The sequence below is a fragment of the Cellulomonas sp. PS-H5 genome (genome assembly GCF_019265565.1).
In the GTDB taxonomy this organism is placed as follows: Bacteria; Actinomycetota; Actinomycetes; order Actinomycetales; family Cellulomonadaceae; genus Cellulomonas.
This window is the reverse complement of the sequence record NZ_JAHVCI010000073.1, coordinates 1-15,368: the sequence shown is the minus strand read 5'-3', so window position 1 is coordinate 15,368 and position 15,368 is coordinate 1. Positions and strand designations below refer to the sequence as shown.

Annotated in this window: 14 protein-coding genes and 2 pseudogenes; 13 read left to right on the top strand and 3 right to left on the bottom strand. The window is 78.0% G+C overall.

Going from position 1 to position 15,368, the window contains the following annotated elements:
• Positions 1-701 (top strand): patatin-like phospholipase family protein (locus J5O08_RS18745; protein WP_218708422.1); only part of this gene is annotated, 701 nt, incomplete at its 5' end.
• 27 nt (positions 702-728) lie between these two features.
• Here J5O08_RS18745 and J5O08_RS18740 read toward each other — a convergent pair.
• The gene (locus J5O08_RS18740) at positions 729-1,619 is read right to left on the bottom strand and encodes an aminoglycoside phosphotransferase family protein (protein WP_308281720.1); all 891 of its coding nucleotides are present in this window, start codon (positions 1,617-1,619) and stop codon (positions 729-731) included.
• A gap of 148 nt (positions 1,620-1,767) precedes the next feature.
• Between J5O08_RS18740 and J5O08_RS18735 the strand changes: the two genes are divergently transcribed.
• From J5O08_RS18735 to J5O08_RS18710, 6 genes are read left to right on the top strand one after another with little or no spacing between them, the layout of a single operon-like run.
• Positions 1,768-2,604 (top strand): STAS domain-containing protein, encoded by an 837-nt coding sequence (locus J5O08_RS18735; RefSeq protein WP_218708420.1) that lies wholly within the window; start codon positions 1,768-1,770, stop codon positions 2,602-2,604.
• On the top strand, positions 2,604-3,005 hold the full coding sequence (locus J5O08_RS18730) for an STAS domain-containing protein (RefSeq protein WP_147793567.1): 402 nt from the start codon (positions 2,604-2,606) through the stop codon (positions 3,003-3,005). Before J5O08_RS18735 ends, J5O08_RS18730 begins: the two co-directional genes overlap by 1 nt.
• On the top strand, positions 3,002-3,418 hold the full coding sequence (locus J5O08_RS18725) for an ATP-binding protein (RefSeq protein ID WP_217616954.1): 417 nt from the start codon (positions 3,002-3,004) through the stop codon (positions 3,416-3,418). The genes J5O08_RS18730 and J5O08_RS18725 overlap by 4 nt, the downstream gene beginning before the upstream one ends.
• Entirely contained in the window at positions 3,406-4,431 is a 1,026-nt protein-coding gene (locus J5O08_RS21790) for a SpoIIE family protein phosphatase (protein WP_218708419.1), read from the top strand. The genes J5O08_RS18725 and J5O08_RS21790 overlap by 13 nt, the downstream gene beginning before the upstream one ends.
• The gene (locus J5O08_RS18715; RefSeq protein ID WP_218708418.1) at positions 4,428-6,200 is read left to right on the top strand and encodes an ATP-binding protein; all 1,773 of its coding nucleotides are present in this window, start codon (positions 4,428-4,430) and stop codon (positions 6,198-6,200) included. Before J5O08_RS21790 ends, J5O08_RS18715 begins: the two co-directional genes overlap by 4 nt.
• Entirely contained in the window at positions 6,197-7,789 is a 1,593-nt protein-coding gene (locus J5O08_RS18710; RefSeq protein WP_217616957.1) for a SpoIIE family protein phosphatase, read from the top strand. Before J5O08_RS18715 ends, J5O08_RS18710 begins: the two co-directional genes overlap by 4 nt.
• A 10-nt stretch (positions 7,790-7,799) precedes the next feature.
• On the opposite strand, the pseudogene J5O08_RS21895 reads toward J5O08_RS18710, so the two are convergent.
• Both J5O08_RS21895 and J5O08_RS18700 read right to left on the bottom strand, forming a co-directional pair.
• Positions 7,800-8,072, bottom strand: a pseudogene (locus J5O08_RS21895) (TfoX/Sxy family protein); the annotation flags it as partial.
• Positions 8,073-8,255: 183 nt separating this feature from the next.
• A pseudogene (locus tag J5O08_RS18700) lies at positions 8,256-8,825 on the bottom strand (acyltransferase); the annotation flags it as partial.
• Between the two features lie 208 nt (positions 8,826-9,033).
• On the opposite strand from J5O08_RS18700, the gene J5O08_RS18695 reads away from it, so the two are divergent.
• The 6 genes from J5O08_RS18695 to J5O08_RS18670 all read left to right on the top strand — a co-directional run.
• Positions 9,034-10,101: a Gfo/Idh/MocA family protein gene (locus J5O08_RS18695; RefSeq protein ID WP_218708417.1), complete on the top strand. Its 1,068-nt coding sequence runs from the start codon at positions 9,034-9,036 to the stop codon at positions 10,099-10,101.
• On the top strand, positions 10,098-11,102 hold the full coding sequence (locus J5O08_RS18690; protein WP_218708416.1) for an NAD-dependent epimerase/dehydratase family protein: 1,005 nt from the start codon (positions 10,098-10,100) through the stop codon (positions 11,100-11,102). The genes J5O08_RS18695 and J5O08_RS18690 overlap by 4 nt, the downstream gene beginning before the upstream one ends.
• 14 nt (positions 11,103-11,116) lie before the next feature.
• Complete coding sequence (locus J5O08_RS18685; protein ID WP_218708423.1) at positions 11,117-12,235, top strand: DegT/DnrJ/EryC1/StrS aminotransferase family protein; 1,119 nt, start codon at positions 11,117-11,119, stop codon at positions 12,233-12,235.
• The gene (locus J5O08_RS18680; protein ID WP_218708415.1) at positions 12,232-12,942 is read left to right on the top strand and encodes a NeuD/PglB/VioB family sugar acetyltransferase; all 711 of its coding nucleotides are present in this window, start codon (positions 12,232-12,234) and stop codon (positions 12,940-12,942) included. Before J5O08_RS18685 ends, J5O08_RS18680 begins: the two co-directional genes overlap by 4 nt.
• Positions 12,939-14,042 carry a DegT/DnrJ/EryC1/StrS aminotransferase family protein gene (locus J5O08_RS18675; protein WP_218708414.1) on the top strand — a complete coding sequence of 368 codons (1,104 nt, stop codon included), beginning with the start codon at positions 12,939-12,941 and terminating at the stop codon, positions 14,040-14,042. Before J5O08_RS18680 ends, J5O08_RS18675 begins: the two co-directional genes overlap by 4 nt.
• Positions 14,039-15,368 (top strand): glycosyltransferase family 4 protein (locus J5O08_RS18670; protein ID WP_218708412.1); only part of this gene is annotated, 1,330 nt, incomplete at its 3' end. The genes J5O08_RS18675 and J5O08_RS18670, both read left to right, overlap by 4 nt.

Below are 15,368 nucleotides of genomic sequence, written 5' to 3'. Positions count from 1 at the left end.
CGGTGCGGGGCGAGGGGCGTCCGCCAGGCCCGGGGTCCGCCGGCGTGGCGGGCGCACTCCCGGCCCGGACCGCGCCCGCCGGCGGGGTCGCCGAGCACCTCGCGCGCCGGCGTGCGCTGATCGCCTCCGCCGCCGACCCCGCGGACCTGCGCCGCCGGACCGGCGCGGACGCCCTCGAGAGGGCCGCCGCGGTGGGCCCCGACGCCGCCGCACGCTGGCGGGCGACCGTCGCCGCGCGGCTGCCGCGCCCGGACTGGCCCGCGGGTCGGCTGCTGCTCACCGCGGTCGACGCCCGCACCGGGGAGCCGGTGGTGTTCGACCGCACGAGCGGGGTCGACCTCGCGGACGCCGTCGCGGCGAGCTGCGCCGGCGGGCCCGCGTACCCCGTCGGGGACCGGTGGTTTGTCGACGGCGCGCACCGGCGCGGCGAGAACGCCGACCTGGCCGCGGGCTGCGGGCGGGTGCTCGTGCTCGCGCCGCTGGGCGGGGCGTCGCTGACCCCGGCGGGGTGGCGGCTGGACCTGACGGCGCAGGTCGCGGACCTGCGCGCCGGCGGCAGCGAGGTCGAGGTCGTCGTGCCCGCCGACCCGGGGCTGTTCGGCGAGCGGGCGATGGACCCGGCGCTCCGCCCGGTGGCGGCGCGGGCGGGCCACGCCCAGGGGCGCGCGCTCGCCGGGTCGCTCGGCGCGTCCTGGGGCTGAGCCCGGCGCCGGCCGACCCGGAGGGGCTCAGACGCCCGCGAGCAGCTCGTCCAGCACGTGCCGGGCCAGCCGGCGCTGCTCGGGCGGCTCGTTCGTGACGAGGATCAGCGCCTTCCACACCGCCCAGCCGCGCCCGCGGGCCCACGTCGCGTCGTCCACGCCGAGCTCGGCCCGGAACACGTCCCGCGCGGCGCCCGTGAGCCAGGTCCACACCGGCGTCGTGTCGCAGGCGGTGTCGCCGACGGCGGAGCAGCCGAGGTCGAGCACCGCCGCCAGCGCCCCGTCCCGGACCAGCAGGTTGTTGACGGCGACGTCGCCGTGCAGCCAGGTCGGCTCGCCCGTGAACGGCGCCGCCAGGGCGTCCCGCCACAGGCCCGCGGCGACGTCGCGCTCCCGGCCGTGCACCCGGTGCAGGATGTCGCCGACCTCGTCGTCCCAGTGCTCCAGCGGCCCGCCGCGGAACGCGCTGTGCAGCCCGGGGGCGGGCGCGCCGGCCGTGTCGCAGCCGCGGAGCGCGACGAGGAACCCGGCGAGGTCGGCCGCGAGCCGGACCGGGTCGTCGACGCGGGCGCGCGCCAGCGGGGTGCCGGGGAGCCAGCGGTACACCGACCACGGCGCGGGGAACCGCTCGGACGGCTCGCCGACCGCCCGGACCTCCGGGACCGGGAGCGGCAGGTGCGGTCCGAGCCGGGGGAGCCAGGTCTGCTCCTTGGCGACCTGCGGGACGTAGCCGGGCGCGCTGGGCAGCCGGACGGCCAGGTCGTCGCCGAGCCGGAACATCCGGTGGTCGTTCCCGCCGTGGTCGACGGGCCGCAGGGGCAGGTCGGCCCACCGCGGGTGCTGCTCGACGAGCAGCGCGCGGACCAGCCCGGCGTCGATGCGGTCCCCGCGGACCAGGTCGTCGGTGCCGGTGCTCACCCGCCCGACGCTACCGGCAGGCCCGCGGCCTGCGCGCCGCGGGCTGCCGAGGGCGTCCGCCGCGCGCCACGCTGACCTGCGCTGTAGCATCGCGCCCGCGCCCGCCCCCCCGGCAGGCCAGCCGCACCCCGAACGGAGACCTGAGCAGATGCCCGGAGCCGACGCCGCCCGCCTCGCCGAGATCCTGGAGAGCCGGCGCGCCGACATATCCGACACCTGGCTCGAGGCGGTCATCACCGAGCTCCGCGGCCGGACCACCCGCTCCGAGGCCGGGCGGGAGCAGGGCGAGATCCTCGACGCGCTCGTCGGCGGGCTCCGCCAGGGCGGCCTGCGGCTGACCGATCCCGCGTTCGACGGCCTGCGCGGCCTGCTCGCGGACCTGTCGGCGACGCGCGCCCGCCTCGGGTTCACCCCGCGCGAGACCGCGATCGGCGTGTTCGCGCTCAAGGAGGGGCTGTACGCCCTCGCGGCCGACGAGCAGGGCACCGGCCTCGCCGACCTCATGGCCCTGGTCCGGCTGGTCGACGACCTCGGCCTGTTCACCTTCGAGTCCTTCGCCGCGGCCCGGGAGGCCATCATCGCCGAGCAGGCCGAGCAGCTCCTCGAGCTCTCCACCCCCGTCGTCAAGCTCTGGGAGGGCGTCGTCGCGGTGCCGCTCGTCGGCACGCTGGACTCCGCGCGCACGCAGGTCGTGATGGAGAAGCTGCTGCAGACCCTCGTGGACACCGGCTCCGAGCACGCGATCATCGACATCACCGGCGTCCCGGCGGTCGACACCCAGGTCGCGCAGCACCTGCTCAAGACCGTGGTCGCGGCGCGCCTCATGGGCGCGGAGTGCACGATCTCCGGCATCCGCCCGCAGATCGCGCAGACGATCGTGGCGCTCGGCATCGAGTTCGGCGACATCAGCACCAAGGCGACGCTCGCCGACGCGCTGGTCGCGGCCCTGCGCGCCAACGGCACGGCGAAGGCGGCGATCGCCTGATGGACGCCGTCCCGATCCTCAAGCTCGGGTCGACGCTGCTGGTCTCCATCCAGGTCGACCTGCAGGACCAGACCGCGCTGCAGCTGCAGGAGGACCTGGCGGAGCGCATCACGCAGACCGGGGCGCGCGGCGTGCTGATCGACATCTCCGGGCTGGAGATCGTCGACTCGTTCATCGGCCGGATGCTGTCGTCGATCGCCGGGATCTCGCGGGTGCTCGACGCGACCACCGTCGTGGTCGGCATGCGGCCCGCCGTGGCGATCACCATGGTCGAGCTCGGCCTGCAGCTCGACGGCGTCAAGACCGCCCTCGACGTCGAGAAGGGCCTGCGGATGCTGCAGCCCGCCGACGCGACCTCGCCGGAGGCGCTGCTGCTCGGGCTCGACGCGGACCGCGCGTGACGGCCGTGGAGCCGGACGCGGCGCAGCGGCTGGCCATCTCCTCGGACGGCGACGTGGTCCGGGTGCGGCAGGCGGTGCGCGCGCTGGCCCAGGCGGCGCGGCTGTCGCTGGTGGACCAGACCAAGCTGGTCACCGCGGCGAGCGAGCTGGCCCGGAACACCCTCATCTACGGCGGGGGCGGCGAGGCCGTGCTGTCGGAGCTCGCGGACGGCCGGCGCACGGGCGTCCGGGTCGAGTTCCGAGACGACGGACCCGGCATCCCCGACCTGGACCAGGCCATGACCGACGGCTGGACCAGCGGCAGCGGCCTCGGGCTCGGGCTGTCGGGCTCCCGCCGGCTCGTGGAGCAGTTCGAGATCGACACCGCGCCGGGCCGGGGCACGCGCGTCACCATCGCCTCGTGGTCGCGGTGACCGCGGACGCCACCGTCGAGGACGTCGCCTGGATCACGGCCGACCACGTGAGCGCGGCCGGCGCCGCCCGGCGTGCCGCGGCTGCCCTCGCGGAGCGCGTGGGCATGGGCGCGGACCGGGCGGGCGAGATCGGCCTCGCGGTGACGGAGCTGACGGCGAACCTGGTGAAGCACGCGGGCTCGGGCGCGGTGCTGCTCCGGCTGCGGCACGCGGCGGCCGGCCCGGTCGTGGAGGTCCTCACCCTCGACTCCGGGCCCGGCATCGACGACGTCGACGCGGCCGTGGTCGACGGGACGTCCTCGGCGGGGACCCTGGGCATCGGGCTCGGCGCGGTCGTGCGGATGGCGTCGGGCTGGGACGTGTGGACCCGGCCGGGCGCCGGGACGGTGCTCACGGCGGCGTTCGCGGCCGAGGCCGGTGCGCCGGTGCCCGCGCCGTCCGCGGTCGGCCTCACCCGCCCCATGACGGGGCAGGAGGTCTGCGGCGACGCGTACGCGATCCGCGAGGACGACGGCGTGCGGACCCTGCTGCTCGCCGACGGGCTCGGGCACGGGCCGCTGGCCGCGGTCGCGAGCGCCGAGGCCGTGCGGGCGTTCCGCGCGGCGGCGCCGGCCGGGCCCGCCGACCTGCTGCGCGTGGTGCACCGGGCGCTGGCGGGGACGCGCGGCGCCGCCGCCGCGGTCGCGCGGCTCGACCCCGACCAGGTGCGGTACGCGGGCGTCGGCAACATCGCCGGCGTGGTGGACGACGGCGTGACCCGGCGGGCGATGATCAGCCACCCCGGCATCGTGGGGGCCCAGGCGCGCACGATCCGGGAGACGTCGTACCCGCTGCCGCGCGGCGCTGTCGTCGTGCTGCACAGCGACGGCGTGACCGAGCGGCACTCGTTCGAGCCCTACCCGGGCCTGCTGGGGCGGTCGCCGCTCGTGACGGCGGCCGTGCTGCTCCGCGACTTCGGGGTCCGGCGGGACGACGCGAGCGTCGTGGTCGCCCGGGCCGGGGTCCCGGCGTGAGCCCGCGGCGCAGGCTGCCGGCGCCCGGGGCCGCGGGCCCGCTGCGCGAGCTCGTCACCGTGGAGATCGTCGGCGAGGGCGACCTCGTGGTGCTGCGCCAGGTCGGCCGGGAGGCGGCCGAGGCGCTGGGCCTCGACCGGCAGGACCAGGTCCGGCTCGCCACGGCGCTGTCCGAGGTCGGCCGCGAGGTCGTGTCCCGGGGCCGGGGCCGCGCCGTGCTGCACGTGACCGAGCCGCCGCACGCCGGTCTGGTCGTGCACGTGCACGGCGCGCTCGGGGCCGGGGAGCCGCACGGCGAGCTGACCGGGGTCGCGGCGGCGGAGCGGCTGCTCGACGGGGTCGAGGTCGCCGACGGGCCGGGCGGGCGGGTCGTGGTGCTGCACAAGCTGCTGACCGACGGCGCGCTGCTCGGCGGCCGGGTCGAGCAGGTGCGCGCGGCGCTGTCCCGGCCGCGGTCGGCGGACGCCCTCGGCGAGCTCCGGGTGCAGAACGCCGAGCTCGTCCGCGCGCTCGACGCGCTGGCCGCACGGGAGGCCGAGCTGGTGCGGGCCAACGACGAGCTGGAGGAGACCAACCGCGGGGTCCTCGCCATGTACACCCAGCTCTCGGACGAGCTGGAGGAGACCAACAGCGGCGTCGTCGCCCTGTACGCGGAGCTGGACGAGCGCGGGCGGCAGCTCGCCGCCGCCAACGACGCGAAGACCCGGTTCCTGCGCAGCGTCAGCCACGAGCTGCGGGCGCCGGTGAACTCGATCCTCGGCCTGTCCTCGCTGCTCGCCGACGGCGACCTGGACGCGGACCAGCGGGTGCAGGTCGGCTACCTCGACGCCAGCGCCCGGTCGCTGCTCGGGATGGTGAACGAGCTGCTGGACCTGGCGCGCGCGGAGTCGGGCCGCCAGCACGTGCACCGGGTCCGGGTGGATCTGCGCGCGATGCTGGCGGAGCTCGCCGGCACCGTGCAGCCGCTGCTCCGCCCGGGCGTGGACCTGCGGGTCGACGTCGCGGGCGACCTCGTGCTGCACACCGACCCGGAGCTGCTGGAGCGGGTGCTGCGGAACCTGCTGACCAACGCGGCGAAGTTCACCGAGCAGGGTGCCGTGACCGTACGGGCGGGGCGCGCGGCCGACGGCCGCGCCGTGGTGGTGGCGGTCGAGGACACCGGCCTGGGCATCGCGGCGGAGCACCAGGGCGAGGTGTTCGAGGAGTTCTTCCAGGTGCCGAACCGGCTGCAGCCGTCGGTGAAGGGCACGGGGCTCGGCCTGCCGTACGCGCGCCGGGTCGCCGAGGCGCTCGGCGGGTCGCTGGAGGTCGCGAGCGAGGTCGGCCGCGGCAGCACCTTCACGCTCACGCTGGACCGGACCGACGTGCCCGCGCTCGGCCGGGTGCTCGTCGTCGACGACGAGGAGGCCGGCCGGGTCGTCCTGCGCGGCCTGCTCGCCGACGCGGCGGCCGAGGTGCTCGAGGCGCGGGACGGGGCCGAGGCCCTGGCGGTGCTCGCGTCCGCCGCGGCGCTGCCCGACGTGGTGCTGCTCGACGTGCGGATGCCCGGCACGGACGGCCCGGCGACGCTGGCGGCGCTCCGGTCGGACCCGCGGACCGCCGGGCTGCCGGTGGTGCTGATGTCGAGCGCGGAGCGCCCCGCCGTGGACGCGCCGTTCCTCGACAAGGCGGAGCTGGACGCGGCGGGCCTGGCGCGGGCGCTCCGGGCGGCGTGCGGGCCGCAGGCGCCGGCCGACGACGGCACGCCGGCGGGCGGGGCGACCCCGTGACCGCGACCGCCGAGGACCAGCGCCGCGTGCTGGTCGTCGACGACACCGAGGCGCACCGCTACGTGATGGCCAGCTGGCTGCGGCGTGCCGGCTACGCCGTGACCGAGGCCGGCACGGGCCGGGACGCCCTGGAGCTGGCCGCGGGCCACGACGCGGTCGTGCTCGACGTCAACCTGCCCGACATGTCGGGGTTCGACGTGTGCGAGCGGATCAAGGCCGACGCGGCGACCGCGGTCCCGGTGATGCACGTCTCCGCGACCTCGATCGACGCCCGGTCCCGGACGTCCGGCCTCCAGCGCGGCGCGGACGCGTACCTGGTCGAGCCGCTCGACCGCGACGAGTTCCTGGTGACCGTCGCGGCCCTCTGCCGGTCGCACGCCGCCCGGCGCGGCATCACCGAGCACGCCCGCCGGCTCGCCGACCTGGCGGCGGCGGTCGTGCCCCTCGCGTCGGCGCGGTCCCTGGACGACCTGGTGGCGGAGGCCGCCCAGGGCGGCGCCACGGTGTTCGGCGCCCCGGTCGTCGTCATCGCGACGGCGCCCGACGGCATGGCGACCCGGGTCGTCAGCCCGGGGCCGGGCCGGCCGGTGGTGCGCGGCCGCCTGCTGGCGCCCGCCACCGAGCCGCCCACGCCCGACCCCTACGACCTGCCCGCGGCCGACACCCCGGGGGTGTGGCGCGAGATGCTCGACCGGGCGGGCGTCGCGCCCACCGCGTGGCACGTCTCGCCGCTCACCGACGCGGCCGGGCGGACGATCGGCGGGTTCGCGGTCGCGACGCCGGAGCCGTTCGACGCGGAGGAGCGCGAGCTCGCCGAGCAGCTCCGGGCCGCCCTGAACGGCGCGCTGGCGACCCTGCGGTCCTACGCGCAGGAGCACCTGGTGGCGCTCACCCTGCAGCGCTCGATGCTGCCGCACACGCTGCCCTCGCCGGCGGGGGTGCGGATGGCCGCGCGGTACAGCGCGTCGGACGCGCAGCTGAGCGTGGGCGGCGACTTCTACGACGCGATCGACCTGCCCGACGGCCGGGTGGCCGTGGTGATCGGCGACGTGCAGGGGCACTCGCTCCGGGCCGCCACGGTCATGGCCCAGCTGCGGTTCTCGCTCGGCGCGTACCTGCTGGAGGGCCACCCGCCCGCGCGGGCGCTCGACCTGCTGAACACGCTGCTGCGCCGCAGCCACCCCGAGCTCGTCACGGTGTGCGTCGCGGTGCTCGACCTGCGGGACGGCACGATCGAGGTCGCGAACGCCGGCCACCTGCCGCCGCTGCTCGTCACCTCGGAGGGCGCGCGGTACCTCCGGGCGACGTCGCCGCTGCTCGGCGTCCCCGCGCCGGGGGAGCGCGCGGTGGCCCGGGTCGCGACGGACGGCCCGTGCACGCTGGTCCTGGTGACGGACGGGCTGCTCGAGCGGCGGTCCGGGCACCTGCGCGACGCGCTGGACCGGATGGCCGAGGTCGCGGCGGCGGTCGGGACGCTGGAGCCCGACGACCTGTGCGACGTGCTCCTGCGCCGGTTCGACCACGCGGACCAGGACGACGACGTGGCGGTCCTCGCGGTGCACCTCACCGGCGAGCGCGCGCCGGCCTGACGCACCGTCCTCAGCGGGACGGACGGCGGTCGGGGGCGCCCTCGCGGGCCAGGCGGAGCCAGGCGGCCAGGTCCTCGTCGTCGGCGACCGCCGCCGACTCCACCGTCAGCCACCCGCGGCCCATCGTGCGCCCGCCCATGCGGGACGGCGCCGCACCGGGGCGGTCGGCGAGCTCGTCGTGCCGGTCGGAGGCGACGCGCACGAGCAGGTCGCCGCTCCCGCGCGCGCTCGCGATCATCGCCTCGCCGAGGAAGAACGAGACGCCCCCGAACATGGGGCGGTCCGAGACCGGCGAGGTCTCGCCGGCCGCCGGACCGTCGGCGGCGGCGAGCAGGGCGCGGACGCGGGCGGCGAGGTCGGCGGTCTCCGTGCCGGTCCCGTGCGGGCGGTCGGGCGGCCGCGGCCGAGCGCGCCGGGGGACCGTGGTGTGCGGGTGGCCGGCGTCGTCCGCCGGCGTCGTGGCGCGCAGCCCCGCGGCGTCCTCCACGTAGGCGTCGCCCGACACGGGGCAGCGCCAGCGGCCGGGGCCGTCGGGCACCAGGCGCTCGCCGGCGCGACCGACCCAGCCGACGCGGCGCGCGGGCACGCCCGCGACGAGCGCGTGGTCCGGCACGTCCCGCGTCACGACCGCGCCCGCCGCGACGAGGGCCCACCGCCCGACGACCACCGGCGCCACGCAGACCGCGCGCGCACCGACGGAGGCGCCCGCGCGCACGACGACGCCCACCGCCTGCCAGTCGTGGGGCTGCTTGAGCGTGCCGTCGGGGTTAACCGCCCGGGGGTGCAGGTCGTTGGTGAGCACCGCCGCGGGCCCGACGAACGCGCCGTCCTCGAGCACGGCGGGCTCGTAGACCAGGGCGTGGTTCTGGATCTTGCACCGGTCGCCGACGCGCACGCCCGGCCCGAGGTAGGCGCCGCGCCCGACGACGCAGTCCGCGCCGACCACGGCGTCCTCGCGGACCTGGGCGAGGTGCCACACGCGGGTCCCCGGGCCCACGGCCGCGCGGGGGTCGACGTCCGCGCCGGGGGCGATCACGGGCGCGGCGGCGACCTCGGGGTCCTGGCTGGCGTCCACGCGGCCTCCCGGTGCCGCCCGCCCGGAGCCGGACGGCGCGACCCTCCGGACGATACGCACGGCCCGCGCGCCGCGGTGGTGCCGCAGCGGGTGAGAAATGTCCGGTATGCGTGACATGTCCGAATCGGGCTGGCAAGACTACGGCTACGTCAGGAGGAGGCGAGCCGCCATGGCAGATCCGCTACGGGTCGCGGTGATCGGCGCGGGGTACTGGGGCCCCCACCTTGCCCGGAACTTCCGCGCGTCGCCGGAGTGGGACCTGGTCGCGGTGTGCGACCGGGACGCGGAGCGCGCGCGCCGGGTGGTCGGCGGGCGCAGCACGGTCGAGGTCGTCACCGACGCGGCCGAGGTGCTGGCCCGGGCCGACCTGGACGCGGTCGCCGTCGCCACGCCCGCGGCCACGCACGCCGGGATCGTCCTCGCCGCGCTCGACGCCGGGAAGCACGTCCTGGTCGAGAAGCCGATCGCGGCGAACGGCGCGGACGCCCGGCGGATGGTCGCGCGCGCCGCCGAGGTCGGCCGGGTGCTGATGGTGGACCACACGTTCTGCTACACGCCCGTCGTCCGGGCGATCCGCGACCTGGTCGCCGACGGCTCGCTCGGCGACCTGCACTTCGTCGACTCGGTGCGGATCAACCTCGGGCTGGTGCAGCCGGACGTCGACGTGTTCTGGGACCTCGCCCCGCACGACCTGTCGATCCTGGACTTCGTCGTGCCGGGCGGGCTGGTGCCGACCGGCGTCGCAGCGCAGGGCGGCGACCCGCTCGGCGTCGGTCGCTCGTGCGTCGGCTACCTCACCCTGCCGCTCGCCGGCGGGGCCCTGGCGCACCTGCACGTCAACTGGCTGAGCCCGACCAAGATCCGGCAGATGGTCGTCGGCGGCAGCCGGCGCACGCTGGTCTGGGACGACCTGGCGCCGCAGCAGCGGCTCACGGTGTACGACCGGGGGGTCGACCCGGGGGAGGGCCTGCCCGACCGGACGACCGCGCGGGTGTCGTACCGGCTCGGCGACGCCTGGTCGCCCGCGCTCCCGGAGCGCGAGGCGCTGGCCGCGGTGGTGGACGAGCTCGCGGCCGCCGTGCGCGGGCGCCGGGCGCCGCTCACCGACGGCCACGCCGGGCTGCGGGTGCTCGACGTCCTGGAGTCCGCCTCGCTCAGCCTGTCGGACGGCGGCCGGCTCGTGCCGGTGGCGCGCGGCGAGCTCGTCGGGGCCGGGCCGAAGGGCCGGCGGCGGTGACCGCGGTGGCGGGTGCCCGCGTCCTGGTGACGGGCGGCGCGGGCACGGTCGGTTCGACCCTCGTCGACCAGCTGCTGGCGGCGGGCGCGGGCCGGGTGGTGGTGCTGGACGACCTGTCGCGCGGCCGGCGGGAGAACCTGGCGGCCGCCCTCGCGACGGGCCGGGTCGACCTCGTCGTCGGGGACCTGCGGGACCGGGACACCGTGCACGACGTCGTGCGCGGGGCGGACCTGGTCCTGCACCAGGCCGCCATCCGGATCACGCAGTGCGCCGAGGAGCCGCGGCTGGCGCTCGAGGTGCTGGTCGACGGCACGTTCACCGTGCTCGAGGCCGCCGCCGAGCACGGCGTCGGGAAGGTGGTCGCGGCGTCCAGCGCGTCGGTCTACGGCGCCGCGGAGGAGTTCCCGACCGGCGAGCGGCACCACCACCACAACAACGACACCTTCTACGGCGCGGCCAAGTCGTTCACCGAGGGCATGGCCCGGGCGTTCCGGGCGACGCACGGCCTCGACACCGTGATGCTCCGGTACTTCAACGTGTACGGGCCCCGGATGGACGTGCACGGCCGGTACACCGAGGTCCTGGTGCGCTGGATGGAGCGGATCGCCGACGGGCTGCCGCCGCTCGTGTTCGGCGACGGGCGGCAGACCATGGACTTCGTGCACGTCCGGGACGTGGCGCGGGCCAACGTGCTCGCGGCGACGTCCGGCGTGGTCGAGGGCGCGTACAACGTGGCGAGCGGGACGGAGACGTCCCTGCTGCAGCTGGCCGAGGCGCTGCTGCTGGTGATGGGCAGCGACCTGGCCGTCGAGCACGGGCCGGAGCGCGCGGTGAACGGGGTGCCGCGGCGGCTGGCCGACACCGCGGCCGCGCGGCGCGACCTCGGGTTCGTCGCGGAGGTCGGGCTGGAGGAAGGGCTGCGCGAGCTCGTCGACTGGTGGCGCCCGCGGCGGGCTGACGTGGCGGCGGGACGCGCGGCTGCCGCGGCGGTGGTCCCGTGAGCACGCTGCACGTGATGCGCCCGTGGCTCGGCGCCGAGGAGGTCGCCGCGGTCACCGAGGTGCTCGCCTCCGGCTGGGTGGCCCAGGGCCCTCGGGTGGCGGCGTTCGAGGACGCCTTCGCCGCGTCCCAGCGGGCCGGCCACGCGGTGGCCCTGTCGTCCTGCACCGCGGCGCTGCACCTGGCGCTCGTCGTCGCCGGGGTCCGCCCGGGCGACGACGTGGTGGTCCCGTCGTTCTCGTTCGTCGCGACGGCCAACGCGGTCGTGCACGCGGGCGCCCGGCCGGTCTTCGCGGACGTCGACCCGGGGACGGGCAACCTCACGGCGGCGACGGTCGCCGAGGCGCTCACCGCGCGCACCGCCGCGGTGGTCGCCGTCGACCAGGGCGGCGTGCCGGTCGACCTCGACGGCGTCCGGGCGCTGACCGACCCGCTCGGGATCGTGGTCGTCGAGGACGCCGCCTGCGCGGCCGGGTCGACCTATCGCGAGCTGCCGGTCGGCGCGCGGGCGGAGGTGGCGGCCTGGTCGTTCCACCCGCGCAAGGTCCTCACGACCGGCGAGGGCGGGATGCTCACCACGGGACGCGCCGACTGGTCCGCCCGGGCGCGCCGGCTGCGCGAGCACGCGATGAGCGCGTCCGCCGCCGATCGGCACGGCGCCGTGCTCGCCCCGGCGGAGGAGTACCTCGAGGTCGGCTTCAACTACCGGATGACCGACCTGCAGGCGGCGGTCGGCCTCGTGCAGCTCGGCCGGCTGCCCGAGGCGGTCGCGCGCCGCCGCGCGCTCGCCGCGGCGTACACGGCCGAGCTGGCGGACCTGCCGGCGCTGCGCCCGGTGACGGACCCGCCGTGGGGCACCGGCAACTTCCAGTCGTACTGGGTCGAGGTGCTCCCCGGGTCGCCGGTGGACCGGGACGGGCTGCTGGCCCGGCTGGCCGCGGCGGACGTGTCCGCGCGCCGGGGGATCATGGCGGCGCACCGCCAGCCCGCCTACGCCGGCGGGGACCACGGCCGGGCGCCGCTGCCCGTCACGGAGCGCCTGACGGACCGGACCCTGATCCTGCCCCTGTTCCACGAGATGACCGGCTCCGAGCAGGGCCGGGTCGTGGACGTCCTGCGGGCGGCGGTCCGGTGACCGCGGGCGGCCGGCCGCTCGTGCTGGTCGGGGCCGGCGGGCTGGCGCGCGAGGTGCTGGCGGTGGTCCGCCGGCACGGGCCGTACGAGGCGGTCGGGGTGCTGGACGACGACCCGGCGGCGCGCGGCAGCGAGCTCGGCGGCGTGCCGGTGCTCGGCGGGCTGCCCGCGCTGGCCGCGCTGCCGGACGCGGCGGTGCTCGCCTGCGTGGGCCACGGGCGGGTGCGCGCGGGGCTGGTCACCCGGCTCGCCGCGGCCGGGGTCGGCCCGGACCGGTGGGCGACGGTGGTGCACCCGTCCGTCGAGGTGCCGGGCGGCTGCACGGTCGGCGCGGGGTCGGTGCTCCTGGCCGGGGTCGTGCTGACCGCGGACGTCCGGGTCGGTCGGCACGTGGTGCTCATGCCGCACGTGACCCTGACGCACGACGACGAGGTGCGGGACGCCGCGACGCTCGCCGCCGGGGCGACGCTCGGTGGCGGGGTGCGGGTCGGCCCGCGCGCGTACCTCGGGATGCGCTCGGCCGTGCGGGAACGGGTCCGGGTCGGGGCGGGCGCGACGCTCGGCATGGGCGCGGTGCTGCTGACGGACCTGCCGGACGGCGAGACCTGGGCGGGCGTGCCGGCGCGGCCCCTGCACCGGGCGGTGGACGGGCACGTGCACGGGGTCCGCGACCCCGGGAGCCGCGACGAGAGGGCGGTGCGCGCATGAGGATCCCCCTGGTCGACCTGGCGGCCCAGCAGGCGGAGGTGCACGAGGAGGTGCGCGCCGGGCTGGACGAGGTGTTCGCGACCGCCGCGTTCGTCGGCGGCCCCGCGGTCGGGCGGTTCGAGGCGGCCTACGCGGCGGCGGTCGGGGCGCGGCACTGCGTCGGCGTCGCGAACGGCACGGACGCCCTGGAGCTCGCGCTGCGCGCCGTGGGGGTCGGGCCGGGCGCCGAGGTGGTGCTGCCGGTCAACACGTTCGTCGCCACCGCCGAGGCCGTCTCGCGGATCGGCGCGGTGCCGGTGCTCGTCGACGTGGACCCGGCGCACCTGCTGGTGGACCCGGCGGCCGTGCGCGCCGCCGTCGGCCCGCGCACCGCCGCCGTCGTGCCGGTGCACCTGTTCGGCCAGGTCGCGCCGGTCGAGGAGCTGGCGAAGATCGCCGCCGACGCCGGGGTGCCGCTGGTGGAGGACGCGGCGCAGGCGCAGGGCGCCCGGCGGCACGGGCGTCCCGCGGGGGCGCTGGGGCTGGCGGCGGGCACGAGCTTCTACCCGGGCAAGAACCTCGGCGCGGCCGGCGACGCCGGCGCCGTCACCACGGACGACGCCGAGGTCGCGCACCGGGTGCGCGCGCTCGCCGGGCACGGCAGCACGCAGAAGTACCGGCACGACGTCGTCGGGATGAACTCGCGGCTCGACACGGTGCAGGCGGTGGTGCTGGAGGCCAAGCTGCAACGGCTCGCCGGGTGGAACGAGCGCCGGCGCGCGGCAGCGGCCCGGTACGACGCGCTGCTGCAGGACCTGCCCGGGGTGCAGCCGCCGCGGACGGACCCGGCGAACGAGGACGTCTGGCACCTCTACGTCGTGCAGGTGGACGACCGCGACCGGGTGCTGGCCGCGCTGCACGCGGCGGGCGTCGGCGCGGGCGTGCACTACCCGGTGCCGCTGCACCTGACCGGGGCCTACCGGCACCTCGGGCGCGGGCGCGGGGCGTTCCCGGTGGCCGAGGCCGCGGCGGACCGGATCCTGTCGCTCCCGATGCACCCGCACCTGACCGCGGTGCAGCAGGAGGAGGTCGTCGAGGTGCTGGGGAGGGCGGTCGCGTGAGGATCCTCGTCTACCCGGGCGTGATGGAGGTCGGCGGCAGCCAGCTCAACGCCGTCCAGCTCGCGCACGAGGTCGCCCGCGCCGGGCACGACGTGCTGATGTTCGGGCCGGACGGCGACCTGGTGCCGCTCGTGGGTGCGCTCGGGCTGGAGTACGTCCGCGCCCCGCAGGAGGGCCGGTGGCCGTCCCCGCGGAACATGGCCGCCCTGCGCCGGCTCGTGGTCGACCGCGGCGTCGACGTGGTGCACGGGTACGAGTGGGGGCCGTCGGTCGACCTGGCGTTCGGCCCGCACCGCCGGCTCGGCACGCCCCTGGTCACGACGGTGCTGTCGATGGACGTGCCCGACCACGTGCCGCGGCACGAGCCGCTGGTCGTCGGGACCCGCCGGCTGCACGAGCAGCAGCGCGTGCTCCGGGACCGGGTGCACCTGATCGAGCCGCCGATCGACACCGAGCGGGACGCCCCCGGCGCCGCGGGGCCGGACGCGCGGGCGCTGCTCGGCCTGCGCCCGGACGACCTGGTCGTGTCCGTCGTCGGGCGGCTGTCGACGGACCTGGGCAAGGCGGACGGGGTGGCCGCGGCGATCGACGTCGTGGGTCGGCTGGCCGCCGGCCCGGCGGCGCGCGCGCGGGCGGCCGCCGGAGCCGGACCGCTGCGGCTCGTCGTCGTCGGCACGGGGCCCGAGCAGGCGCGGGTGGCCGCCCGCGCGGACGCCGTGAACGCGGCCGCCGGCGAGCAGGTCGTGGTGGTGACCGGCCAGCTCCTCGACCCCCGCGCGGCGTACGACGCGGCGGACGTGGTCCTCGGCATGGGCTCGTCCGTGCTGCGCGGCATGGCGTTCGGCAAGCCCGTCGTCGTGCAGGGCGACCGCGGGGCGTGGCGCGCGCTGACCCGGGACACGCTCGGCGGCTTCCTGCACGGCGGCTGGCTGTGCGAGGGCCCCGGCGACGGCGCCGACCTGGAACGGGACCTGGTGCCGCTGCTCGCGGACCCCGGCCTGCGGGCGCAGCGCGGCGTGCTCGGGCGGGGGGTGGTGGTCGACGCGTACGGCCTCGTGGCGGCGGGCCGGCGGCAGGAGGCGGTGTACGCCGACGCGGTCGCGGTGCGGCCGAGCGAGGCGGTGCGCCGGGAGGCGCTGCGGCGGTGCGCGGTCGACGTGGTGAAGTTCAAGGCGTCCCTGGCGCGGCAGCGGGCGGTCGCCGGTGCCCAGGCGTGGGCCGGGGCGGGGGCCGGGTCGGCGACGGGCCCGGGCGCCGGGACGGGCTCGCACGACGGGTCGGGCACCGGTCCGCGCGGCCCGGGCCGGCCGGGGGACCGGCCGGCCG

Excerpts from the sequence above, each read along its gene's own strand:
- J5O08_RS18735 (WP_218708420.1), top strand. The coding sequence starts at position 1,768 with ATGCCCGGAGCCGACGCCGCCCGCCTCGCCGAGATCCTGGAGAGCCGG.
- J5O08_RS18730 (WP_147793567.1), top strand. The coding sequence starts at position 2,604 with ATGGACGCCGTCCCGATCCTCAAGCTCGGGTCGACGCTGCTGGTCTCC.
- J5O08_RS18695 (WP_218708417.1), top strand. The coding sequence starts at position 9,034 with ATGGCAGATCCGCTACGGGTCGCGGTGATCGGCGCGGGGTACTGGGGC.
- J5O08_RS18685 (WP_218708423.1), top strand. The coding sequence starts at position 11,117 with ATGCGCCCGTGGCTCGGCGCCGAGGAGGTCGCCGCGGTCACCGAGGTG.
- J5O08_RS18675 (WP_218708414.1), top strand. The coding sequence starts at position 12,939 with ATGAGGATCCCCCTGGTCGACCTGGCGGCCCAGCAGGCGGAGGTGCAC.